Genomic DNA, 11,488 nt, shown 5'->3' on the forward strand with positions numbered 1-11,488 from the left:
TGTCGAACTGCGTCGCGGCGTCGGTTCCCGCAATCCTCACGCGGGGAGCACGGTGGTCGGCAACAGCCGGAGCCCCGGCACATCATCAGGAGGCGCACCATGACCAGGTCAATCGAAGGCACTGCGATCGACGCCGTGCTCCAGCAGGGTGTCGACAGCGGCGCAGTGCCGCACGTCGCGGCCATCGCCGCAGACGCCGACGGCGTGTTCTACGAAGGCGGTGCCGGGGTGCGGATCACAGGTGAGTCCGACGACCCGGTCGGCACGTCCACGCACTTCCGCATCATGTCGATGACGAAGATGGTGTGCACGGCGGCCGCGCTGCAAGCAAAGGAACGCGGCGAACTGGACTTCGGCGCGCCCATCGAGGAATACCTTCCGGAGTTCGCCGACGTGAAGGTCCTGGAGGGTTTTGACGGCGACGAGCCCATTCTGGTCGAGCCCCGCACGAAGGCCACCGTGCACCAATTGGTGACCCACACCAGCGGCTTGGGCTACTGGTTCTGGAACGACCAGTTGGTGAAGTACGAGTCAGCCACCGGCATCCCCAACGTGGTCCCCGGCTCGATGGACGCGTTCAAGGCGCCGATGACTGCGCACCCGGGCGAAGCGTTCGTTTACGGCATCAACACTGATTGGCTCGGCCGTGTGGTCGAGGCCGTGGCTGGCAAGAAACTCGATGCCGTAATCGAGGAAGGCATCGCCGGACCGTTGGGCATGAGCAACACCACCTTCCACCCCAGCGACGCACAGCGGGACAACGCCGTCATGGTCCACGTCAAGGGTGAGGACGGCTCGTGGGGATCGGCTGGCAGCATCCTCAATCCCGAACCCGACTGGTGGGCCGGTGGGCACGGCCTTTACTCCACCCCGCGGGACTACATCCGCTTTGAACGCGCACTGCTGCGCGGCGGCGAACTGGACGGCACACGCATCCTTCAAGAGTCCACCGTGGACGCGGCGTTCTCGAACCAGATCGGCGACATCGACTTTCCCGCCGAGATCACGACGGCCGACCCTCCCATTACGGACACCCTGCGCGCCGGTCCCGGCTGGAAGTGGGGCTACGGACTTATGCTCAACAGCACCGACTCACCTGGTGGCCGCAAGGCGGGAACCGGTGCATGGGCCGGATTGTTCAACACGCACTTCTTCGTCGACCGGACCACCGGGATCTGCGCCTCGATCTACACCAACTCGCTGCCCTTCATCACCGAGCATGAGGCGTGGAAGTTGTACGGCGACTTCGAAAAGGCGTTGTACGCGGCACTCTGATCACCGGACGGGGACGCCACCGCCGGGGTCGTGAGCCAAGCGCGTCCGACTGAGCGTCGTCGCTCCGGGCCCGCGGTGTCGTTCCGTGCATGAACGTAATGCGCGGTCGAACATCCGGATCTGGCTCCCCTCTGTGTCAAGGAGCGCTTGGGGCGAGGCTCTTCCGGGTGGCTGTTGGTCGGCGTAGCGTCGGTGCCGCGGATCCGGGAAGTGGCTGATCCGAAGTGTCGATGAGCGGGTGTGAGTCGGCCGCGCTGGATTGAAGTGTCGCCCCGCAGTGCCCTCCCGGATCCGCTCCATCCTGCCTTGCGCTGTCGCTCCATGGCGTGGCGACGTGACCCAGAACTCGCCCGGGGTCGCGCCTCAGGCCGCCCTGAGGACGTCGACCAGCGTTGTGGTGGGCCGGCCGATGAGCTGGCCCAGAATCGGGTCGACCAGGTCGAGCGTGCCTTCGGCGATACTGGTGTCGATCGCCGCGACGAAGCCCGCGGTCTCCTCGTCGAGGCCGGCTTGCACCATCGCGGCAACCACGTCGGCCGCCGCAACCGGCTGGGAGACGACCTCGCTGCCAGTGACCTGCCCGAACGCGTCGGCGATGTCGGCGTAGGACAACGCAGTGTCGCCGGTGAACTCGTAGACCTTGCCCTCGTGGCCGTCGGTGGTGAGCACCTTGGCGGTGCCATCGGCGAAGTCCTTGCGAGAGGCGGCGGCGACCTTACCGTCGCCGACAGCAGCAGCGAGTGCGCCGGACTCGGCGATCGCCGGCAGCTGGGCCTGGTAGTTCTCGTGGTACCAGTTGTTGCGGAGCACGGTGTGGGCGAGGCCACTGGCTGCGAGGTACTCCTCGGTCTGCTGGTGCTCCGGGGCGAGCGGATTGCTGCTCTCGGTGGCCTTGGTCAGGCTGGTGTAGGCAAGGTAGGGAACCCCGGCGGAGGTGGCGGCGTCGATGACGTTGCGGTGCTGGGCGAACCGTTGGCCGACCTCGTTGGACGAGATCAGCAGCACCTTGTCGACGCCGACGAGGGCCTTGCCGAGCGCGTCGGTGTCGGCGTAGTCGGCCACCCGGACCTCGACACCCTTGGCAGCGAGATCGGCGGCCTTGTCGGCGTCGCGGACGACAGCGACGACGTCACTGGGTGCTTGCGTGGTGAGCAGAGAGTCGACGACGAGGCGTCCGAGGGCGCCGGTAGCGCCGGTCACGGCAATGGTCATGAGAGTTCCTTCCACGGGTTCGGTGAGCATGGTCTTTAGGCTTCGTATGTACTTGAACCGTCAACCATCAACGTCTATTCCGGCGGACCGAAAAGGCGCGCCCGTCACTGACCAGTCAGCAACTGCATGCGCGACTCATCGATGCCGACGTCGCGTGCGGCCTTGAGAGGTGGTTCCAACCGGGCGCTAGGACACCGGCTACAGGCATGGCGATAGGTCAGGAACGGCGTCGCTCCCTGCGCAGGAGGGAGCGCAGAGTCTCGGCGTTCGCGTAGCCGACCCGTAGCGCGATCTCGGCGGAGGTGAGGTCCGTGGTTGCTGAGAGGTGCCGAGCTCGTTCGATGCGAAGCCGTTGGACGAAGCCGAGCGGAGTGAGGTTGAGCGCCGCACGGACTCGTCGTTCGAGGGTGCGCCGGCTGGTGCCGAGCGACTGCGCGACGAAGGCGACGTTGAACGGTTCGTCCAGGCGGGCGCGCACGAAGCGTTCGAACTCGACGACGATCGGGTCCTCGTGCCGGAGATGTTCGTAGGCGACGAAGGCCGCCTGCGACGGACGCTCGTCGATGATGAGGAGCTTGGCGACATGTTGGGCCAGGTCGGGGCTGATCGATCGCACGAGTGAGAGCGCGAGGTCGATGTGGGCGAACGCGGCGCCGGCGGTGACGAGGTTCCCGTCCACGACGACCATGGTGTCGAGATCGAGGGCGACGGTCGGATAGCGCTTCAGGAACTCCGGCCCCAGGAACCAGCTGGTCGTCGCCCGCCGATGATGCATCCGTCCGGTCTCGGCGACGGCGAACACGCCGGTGCACGCCGCGGCGATCCGGGTGGTCGCGTCGTCGAGGCGCCCGAGCGAGGCGATGACCGAACGAGCATCTCGGCTCTGGAGGGCGTCGTTGGTAGCGGCGGCCGTGAGGGTTCCAAGCGCAGGGACGACGACCACGTCGAACTCTCCGGACTCCGACAGCGGGTGGTCAACCGACAGGGTCATCGATGCCGTCGTGGTCACTCGCCGTTTCGGTCCGAGGATGGCGAGTTCGATCGGGTCGATCCGCGGGTCGATATCGCCGCGGGCTCCGTCGGCCACCCGCACGATGTCGATGACCGACGCGACAGCCGAACCGAAGCAGCCGTCGATCGCGATCAGTCCGATACGCATGGCGCGAACAATAGCAATACTGTCGTATACGCCACTCCCCATCGGCCCTCGCTCGTCATACGCTGAACTCGCCCCACGAAGAACCCCGACTTCAAGGAGAACCCCTCATGTCCACACCCGCATCACTTCCGTATGCCTTCGTCGCCAAGATCGTCGCGGCCGATGGACAGCACGACGCGCTCGCCGATCTGCTCGCCGGCGCTGTCGCACTCGCCAACGAAGAAGTGGGAACGATTGTCTGGTTCGCGGCTAGAACCCACGCCGACACCTTTTGGATCTTCGATGCATTCCCCGACGAGGCCGCTCGCGACGCCCACGCCAACGGCGCCATCGTCGCAGCCCTGATGGCCAACCAGCACCTCCTCGGCGCAGCACCCGAGATCCTGGCGGCCGACGTCCTCGCGTCCAAGCTCCCGTAGTCCGCCAACGCACGAGACGATCGCGCCCCGCCGAGCCGTCGGACCCGACCGCCTCGACACCCGCACCACGTTGACGATCCCCGACGGGCCGATCACGAGGGGGGCCAGGCAACACCAGGCGCAAGCCTGGAGCGGCACTGGTTCACCGGTGGTCATCGAGAGAGCCAGCGCGGTTCCATGGCAGCGCAACTGTGTCAACTTGCCCTCCGTCCCGCTAGGCGCCGTGGGCGGGTCTTGGTTGCGATCCGTTGCCGGGACGGGAGACGCGTTGCGCGTCGCAGCGATGACGGGTCGTTGGCGTTCCGGGGCGTTGCGTTCGTGCGCGTCGCCCGTGCGGCATGGAACATCTCGCTGCGCACACAACGATCGCTGCGCCGACGCACCGTTGACACCTCGCACGTCCAGGTCGCGACACAACGCCACGCCGCCTTGCCGAGCGGAGCGAGGCCTATCGGCACACGGACAGGATGCCGGCCGCGAGCGCTCAGCCGGCGAGGGGTCCGTCGCAGAGGAGAGCGACGTCGGTGTCGGGCAGAGCCGTGAGGCCAGCGCATCGCGCGACCACCAGAACCGAACCGCCCCTGCCCTGCGTTTCCGCAGGTCAGGGGCTGTTCGCCAGAGCCGCCTGTCGGAATCGAACCGACGACCTAATCACGTCGGCTTTGCGTCTATCGCTTGATGCGCCCACTGGGCGAACGAGCCGCTGACCTGCGCAAACGCCGAGAGTGGGGGGCGCCGCCATCCGGTGGTGACCGACGACGACCGACCAGTACCGACCGTTTCACCGGAGCTTGCGGCGGCGGCGAAGCCGAGCAAGCTCCATTCTTTTAGCTCACCGCGCCCTCCTCCTAGTCGGTCCCGTCGTCGTCGAAGACGTTTCAGGGGTCTTCCCAGATGACGGTGTAGGTCGGCCGGGCGCGTCGGTCCGCAGATAGACGTCGAGGTCTCCCGACGACGGAGGTTCCTACGCCATCCATCCGAAAGACCTCGACGTGACCGACGCTACCCCGCCGGCCGGCCTCGGCCGCCCTGACCTGACCGCCTTCGCTCGACTCGACGGCCTCGGTCTGAGCGTGACCGGGCAACGACTTGAACCGGATCGTGCGGTCCTCGCGTGCCGCGTGGTGGAACCAGATCAGTGGTGCCGACGGTGCGGCAGCGAAGGCGCTGCTCGTGACACCGTGATCCGGCGGTTGGCCCACGAGCCGCTGGGCTGGCGACCGACCGTGCTGGAAGTTGTAGTGCGCCGCTACCGCTGTGCCGACTGCGGACACGTGTGGCGCCAAGACACCAGCGCCGCGGCGGAGCCACGCGCGAAGCTCTCGCGCACCGGGCTGCGGTGGGCGCTGGAAGGGATCGTGGTCGCACACCTCACCGTCGCCCGTGTCGCCGAGGGACTCGGGGTCGCGTGGGACACCGCCAACAACGCGGTCCTGGCCGAAGGCAAGCGGCTGCTGATCAACGACCCCACGCGGTTCGAGGGCGTGAAGGTCATTGGCGTCGATGAGCACGTCTGGCGCCACACCAGGCGTGGCGACAAGTACGTCACCGTGATCATCGACCTCACCCCCGCGATGGCGCCGGCCCAGCAAGGCTGCTGGACATGGTCGAGGGCCGGTCGAAGGCGGCGTTCAAGACCTGGTTCGCCGACCGCGACGACGCCTTCCGTGACGCGGTCGAGGTGGTCGCGATGGACGGCTTCACCGGGTTCAAGACCGCCGCTGCAGAGGAGATCCCGGACGCGGTCACGGTGATGGATCCCTTCCACGTCGTGCGCTTGGCCGGTGACGCCCTCGACAGGTGCCGGCGCCGGGTCCAACTCGCGATCCACGGGCACCGTGGGTTCAGGGACGACCCGCTCTACAAGTCGCGGCGCACGCTGCACACCGGCGCGGACCTGCTCACCGACAAGCAGAGCGACAGGCTACGCGCGCTGTTCGTTGATGACGCTCACGTCGAGGTCGAGGCGACCTGGGGTGTCTACCAGCGCATGATCGCCGCCTATCGCCACGAGGACCGGCAACGTGGCCGCGAGCTCATGGAGAAGCTGATCACCGACCTCAGCGCCGGCGTCCCCAAGGTGCTCACCGAGCTCACCACCCTGGGCCGGACCCTGAAGAAGCGAGCCGCTGACGTGCTCGCCTACTTCGAACGACCCGGCACCAGCAACGGGCCGACCGAGGCGCTCAACGGACGGCTCGAACACCTGCGCGGCTCCGCACTCGGGTTCCGCAACCTGACCAACTACATCGCCCGAAGCCTGCTCGAGACCGGCGGCTTCAGACCCCAACTTCTACACCCCCGATTGGGATGAGCCTCTTTGGTGGCGATGTCGAATGCTCGCGCCGTGAAGGCCTTGTTGATCGAGATGTCGACGCTGCCCAGCCACGCGTTGTCCATGCGAATGTGGGAGACGAGGTTGCCGGCCGCGTCGACCACGGCGATGTTGCTCGGCGACTCGATGTCGGCCGCCTTGTCCTGACCGGCGGCCATCACGCGCTGCGCGTCCTCGAGCGATACGGATGTGAGTGTGATGGGCATGTGCGCTTCTCCGTTGCGTCGTGATGGTGGTTCCGGCTTCTGACCATCGCAACGGGTCGCCGGGAAGTCACGGGCACAGCAGGTCGAAGTCACAGGGCGCGACTTGGGTGCAGAGCACAACTCCCGCCCGCATGGGCCCCCGCTGTTCAACGGGGTACCGGCGGTTGTAACACTGGCCGCCTGCACAGTTGGCGAGGTCCGTTGAACTTCCAGGCATTCGAACTCGCGCCCGGCACACACCTGTGCGCCATGTGCCGAGGCGTCGCTCAGCGCGACGAAGTGCTCGGCCCCTACGTCTCGGAGGGCCTGTCGGACATGTCGCCGAGTGCACCCCGACGAGCTCGACAAGGCCTCGAGAAGACGTGCGAGCAGGTTCGCCGAGGCATTCCTTGATGTGGCGAGATCGCTGGTGACGCATGTTCGACCGAGACCCGATCATGAGCCCTCCCCGATGGGAGGCGACGCGTTGACCGATCCGGCGCGGACATCCCCGACTGCGAAGACGCCGGGGATGGAGGTCTCCAAGGGCCCCGCGTTGCTGTCGGTCAACACCGACGCGGCCGGCGTCGGCGAGGCGGTCCGGGCCGCGGCGAACACACGTCGCGCACCACGCCACGGCGTACCCTCCCGCCAGTCGTGGATCTCGTCGCGTCCCTCGCTCGCGTCCCTCGTCGATGACTGCGGCGCGGATCGAGCAGCAGGCGATGAGGCAGGCGACGTCGCCGGCGTCGGACGCTGCGTAATTAGTCGCTGATGATGCTCGGGATCTGGCTCATGAGTCTGCTCGTGGTCGATGAGTCAGCCGGCGCGCAAGGTACGGCGCCGTGGCACTGCCCTCGGCCGAGGCGACGTCGGTCGGGGTGCCGGTAGCGACCACCCTTCCACCCGCGTCGCCACCGCCCGGACCGAGGTCGATGACCCAGTCTGCGGTGGCGATCGTGTCGAGGTCGTGCTCGACGAGGACGACGGTGTTGCCGGCCTCGACGAGCAGGTGCAGCTGTCGCAGCAGCAGGGCGATGTCGGCAGGGTGGAGGCCCGCCGTCGGTTCGTCGAGCAGGTACAGCGCGTGGCCGCGGCGAGCGCGCTGCAGCTCGGTGGCCAGCTTGATGCGCTGCGCCTCACCGCCGCTGAGCTCCGTCGCGGGTTGGCCCAGCCGCAAGTACCCCAGCCCCACCTCGCGCAGCGTCTCGAGGCTCCGGGAGGCCGCGGGGATGTCCGCAAGGAACCTCGCCGCGTCGTCGACCGTCATCGCCAGCACGTCGGCGATGGTCTTGCCCTCGTAGGTCACCTCCAGCGTCTCGGCGTTGTAGCGGGAGCCATGACAGGTCGGGCACGCCGCGTAGGTGCCTGGCAGGAACAACAGCTCGACAGCAACGAAGCCCTCGCCCTGACAGGTCTCGCACCGGCCCTCGGTGACGTTGAACGAGAACCGGCCGGCGCCATAGCCGCGGGCCTTCGCCTCGTCCGTCGCTGCATACAGCTTGCGCACCGCGTCGAACATCCCCGTGTACGTCGCCAGGTTGGACCGCGGCGTACGCCCGATGGGGCGCTGGTCGACCAGGACGAGACGGTCGAACGACTCGAGTCCCGACGCGTCCTCCACGTCGACCTCGAGGTCGGCCTGGTCAGGGTCCTCGGGCGCCAGGCCCAGATGGCAGCGCACGAGCTCGGCGAGCACCTGCGTGACCAGCGTCGACTTCCCCGACCCGGAGACGCCGGTGACCGCCGTCAGCACGCGGAGCGGGATGTCGACCGAGACGTCGGTGAGGTTGTGGCGGGAGACGCCGCGCAGGTGCAGGTGGCCGTGCGGGGACCGCGGGGTGTGGTCGAGGGGCTCGGCGCGCCCGAACAGGTACTTGCTCGTGGCGGACTCCTCGACGTCCTCCAGGCCGGCCACCGGGCCGCTGTAGAGCACCCGACCACCGCCCTCCCCGGCGCCCGGCCCGATGTCGATGACCCAGTCCGCGCGGCGTACGACGTCCATGTCGTGCTCGACCACGAAGAGTGAGTTGCCCGACGCCTTGAGCCGGGCCAGCACGTCGAGCAGGGGCTCGGCATCGGCCGGGTGCAGGCCGGCCGAGGGCTCGTCCAGCACGTAGATGACCCCGAACAGGCCGGACCGCAGCTGGGTCGCGATGCGCAGGCGCTGGGCCTCGCCGGGCGAGAGGGTCGTGGAGGAGCGCCCGAGGCTGAGGTAGCCCAGGCCGAGGTCGAGCAGCACCTCGACGCGCGCGACCAGGTCGGCGCAGATCCGTACCGCCACCTCGTTGGTCTCCTCGGGCAGCTCGGCGACGGGCCGCAGGACAGCGACCACGTCGGCGAACGACATCGCGTTGACCTCGGCGATGGAGCACCCGGCAACGGTGACCGCGAGCGCCTCCGGCCGCAGCCCGCTGCCGTGACACTCAGGACAGGCCACGCTGCGCACGAACCGCAGCGCCCGTTCGCGCATCCGCTCGCTCGTGGAGTCGGAGAGCACGTGCATGACGTGCTTGCGGGCGCTCCAGAACTTCCCGTAGTAGCCGTGGTCGATGCGGTCCCGTTGCGGTTTGATCAGCACCGATGGCTGCTCGTCGGTGAAGAGCAGCCAGTCCCGGTCCTGCTTCCTCAGCCTGCTCCAGGGCTTCTCGATGTCGATGTCGAGACCACTCACGATGCTGCGGAGGTTGGCACCCTGCCAGGCACCGGGCCAGGCCGCGATCGCGCCGTCGCGGATGCTCAGCGACGGGTCCGGGACGAGGAGCTCCTCGGCCACGTCGTGCACGACGCCCAGCCCGTGGCAGCGCAGGCAGGCACCGGCGGCGGTGTTCGGCGAGAAGGCTTCGGCGGCCAGGTGCGCGGCACCCGACGGGTAGGTCCCCGCTCGTGAGTAGAGCATCCGGAGCAGGTTCGACAGCGTCGTGATCGTGCCGACCGTCGACCGCGAGCTGGGCGCACCACGCCGCTGCTGGAGGGCCACGGCCGGCGGGAGTCCGGTGATCTCCTGCACATGCGGCGCACCGACCTGCTGCAGCAGCCGACGGGCGTACGGCGCAACCGACTCGAAGTAGCGGCGCTGCGCCTCGGCGTACAGCGTGCCGAAAGCAAGCGACGACTTGCCGGATCCGGAGACCCCGGTGAAGGCGACCATGGCGTCGCGCGGGATGTCGACGTCGACGTCGCGCAGGTTGTGCTCGCTGGCGCCACGCACGTGCACGAAGGTGTCGCTCGGGTCGTAGGTCACGATCCATCTTGACCCGCGGCGCGCGGGGAGGAAAATCCCGGGACATGACCTTCTACCGGTTCCTGGACGCCATGGGTGACGTCGTCGAGGAGGGCGACTTCGAGGACCACGCCGCCGCGCTCGCCTGGGCGAGGGACGGCGACCACGACGAGGACGTGCAACGGGTCGAGTACCTCGGGCCGCAGGACGACTGGCGCTTGGCGGGTCCGCTGCTCGACTGACAACGTTCGCCATCGAGGGCGCCGAGGGAATGTACGCGCACGGCGACGCGCTACGCCGCATCTCTTGACCGAGTCGAGAAAGGATCGGTGGGCAAGACTGCGTGGGTCACTGGCCGAGATGCGCTGGCTCCCGGCGCGCTTGCCTTGCGGTTGGAGCAGCATGGTGATCGTCTGCGGGCAACGACGCCGCTGCGCCGTCCAATCCGTCGGGAGGGCATCAATGGATGTCAATGCCTCTGAGCCACACACCGAGACCGACGACCGGACCACAGACACCCTCGAGCTGTTCTTCGACCTGGTCTTCGTGTTCGCGATGTCCCAGGTGACCCACTTGATGCTCACCGAGGGCTCGTGGCTGGGACTCGGTCGAGGCGCGTTGGCGTTGACCGCGGTGTGGTGGGCCTGGGTCTGCTTTGCCTGGTTGACCAACACCACCGCCGATGCCGGAGTGGCGGCACGGATTCTGACTATTGCCGCGATGGCAGCGATGCTGGTCGCCGCTATCGCGTTACCCGACGCGTTCGCCGATCGGGCTCTGGTTTTCGCAGTGGCCTACTTGTGTGTGCGGCTCGTGCATCTGGTGCTCCTGGTTCTCGAGACAGGGCAGAGCCGCGAGCAGCGGTCAGCGGCCATGCATCTGGTGCCCAGTCTGTTGGCCGGACCCTGCCTCGTCCTGATCGCCGCGTTCCTCGACGCGCCGTACCGGGAGTTGGTGTGGATCCTCGCCGCGCTGATCGACCTCGGCGGCCCGCTCGTTGTCGGAGTCGGGGGACTTCGCGTGCTGCCCCGCTACTTCGTCGACCGGCATGGGTTGATCATCATCATCGCCCTTGGCGAGAGCATCGCCTTGGTCGGGACCGGTGCCGAGGGAGACCTGAGCCAACCGGGTGTACTTGCAGCGGTGGTCCTGGCGGTGCTCATCGCCGGTCAGCTCTGGTGGTCCTATTTCGGCCTCGCCGACGCTGCCCAGGCACGACTGCTGTCCACCCCCGCCGAAGAGCGGACCCGGCTGGCCCGCGACGCCTACAGCTACCTGCACCTGCTCATCGTGGCCGGCATCGTCTTCTTCGCACTCGGTGTTCACGTGGCAATCGACAACGTTGTCGACCCGCTCCACCTGCTGCCCGCCGTCGCCCTGACCGGTGGAGTGGCCCTGGCCTACGCCGGCGACGTCGCCTACCGCTGGCGCGACCACCACCGGCTAGCCACCGATCGACTCGCCGCCGCCGCAGCCTCGGCGCCCTCGTCATTCCCGCGCTGTTCGCACCGGCTCTGCTCACCCTCGCCGTATTGGTGGGCATCGGTGCGACGCACATCGTATGGGAGACCCGACACGACCCCACGGGCGCAGCCGAACCCCAAGCGAAGTGAATACACGCCGCTGCTGAGTCGCGAAACCGTCCCAGTAGCGGATCGCTATCCGGGACGGTGTAGCAGC

Annotated in this window: 9 protein-coding genes and 1 pseudogene; 6 read left to right on the top strand and 4 right to left on the bottom strand. The window is 67.8% G+C overall.

The features are described 5' to 3' along the window. Nucleotides 1-99 precede the first annotated feature (99 nt). Nucleotides 100-1,275 carry a serine hydrolase domain-containing protein gene (locus CF8_RS20245; RefSeq protein ID WP_010834949.1) on the top strand — a complete coding sequence of 392 codons (1,176 nt, stop codon included), beginning with the start codon at nucleotides 100-102 and terminating at the stop codon, nucleotides 1,273-1,275. Nucleotides 1,276-1,638: 363 nt separating this feature from the next. On the opposite strand, the gene CF8_RS20250 is transcribed toward CF8_RS20245, so the two are convergent. Both CF8_RS20250 and CF8_RS20255 read right to left on the bottom strand, forming a co-directional pair. After that, complete coding sequence (locus CF8_RS20250) at nucleotides 1,639-2,487, bottom strand: SDR family oxidoreductase (protein WP_036491657.1); 849 nt, start codon at nucleotides 2,485-2,487, stop codon at nucleotides 1,639-1,641. Between the two features lie 217 nt (nucleotides 2,488-2,704). Then, complete coding sequence (locus CF8_RS20255) at nucleotides 2,705-3,688, bottom strand: GlxA family transcriptional regulator (protein WP_442937091.1); 984 nt, start codon at nucleotides 3,686-3,688, stop codon at nucleotides 2,705-2,707. 65 nt (nucleotides 3,689-3,753) lie between these two features. Here CF8_RS20255 and CF8_RS20260 point away from each other — a divergent pair, with 65 nt between their 5' ends. Both CF8_RS20260 and CF8_RS20265 read left to right on the top strand, forming a co-directional pair. Continuing rightward, nucleotides 3,754-4,065 (top strand): putative quinol monooxygenase, encoded by a 312-nt coding sequence (locus tag CF8_RS20260; RefSeq protein WP_006247389.1) that lies wholly within the window; start codon nucleotides 3,754-3,756, stop codon nucleotides 4,063-4,065. Between the two features lie 992 nt (nucleotides 4,066-5,057). Further along, nucleotides 5,058-6,379, top strand: a pseudogene (locus CF8_RS20265) (ISL3-like element ISPfr2 family transposase). Here the strand turns inward: CF8_RS20265 and CF8_RS21740 are convergent. After that, nucleotides 6,310-6,606: a GlcG/HbpS family heme-binding protein gene (locus CF8_RS21740; RefSeq protein WP_084622974.1), complete on the bottom strand. Its 297-nt coding sequence runs from the start codon at nucleotides 6,604-6,606 to the stop codon at nucleotides 6,310-6,312. The pseudogene CF8_RS20265 and the gene CF8_RS21740 overlap by 70 nt on opposite strands. A gap of 511 nt (nucleotides 6,607-7,117) precedes the next feature. Between CF8_RS21740 and CF8_RS22190 the strand changes: the two genes are divergently transcribed. Continuing rightward, nucleotides 7,118-7,360, top strand: a complete 243-nt coding sequence (locus CF8_RS22190; protein WP_010834953.1) for a hypothetical protein — start codon at nucleotides 7,118-7,120, stop codon at nucleotides 7,358-7,360. 18 nt (nucleotides 7,361-7,378) lie between these two features. Here CF8_RS22190 and uvrA read toward each other — a convergent pair whose 3' ends face one another. Next, the gene (uvrA, locus tag CF8_RS20270; protein WP_010834954.1) at nucleotides 7,379-9,829 is read right to left on the bottom strand and encodes an excinuclease ABC subunit UvrA; all 2,451 of its coding nucleotides are present in this window, start codon (nucleotides 9,827-9,829) and stop codon (nucleotides 7,379-7,381) included. 44 nt (nucleotides 9,830-9,873) lie between these two features. Here uvrA and CF8_RS22195 point away from each other — a divergent pair, with 44 nt between their 5' ends. Together CF8_RS22195 and CF8_RS20275 are read left to right on the top strand one after the other, a co-directional pair. Continuing rightward, nucleotides 9,874-10,050, top strand: coding sequence for a hypothetical protein (locus CF8_RS22195; RefSeq protein WP_156887289.1), 177 nt, complete (start codon nucleotides 9,874-9,876; stop codon nucleotides 10,048-10,050). 220 nt (nucleotides 10,051-10,270) lie between these two features. Further along, nucleotides 10,271-11,488 (top strand): low temperature requirement protein A (locus CF8_RS20275; protein ID WP_051204294.1); only part of this gene is annotated, 1,218 nt, incomplete at its 3' end.

Origin of the sequence: Nocardioides sp. CF8, assembly GCF_000389985.1 — a bacterium.
GTDB classification, from domain to species: Bacteria; Actinomycetota; Actinomycetes; order Propionibacteriales; family Nocardioidaceae; genus Nocardioides; species Nocardioides allogilvus.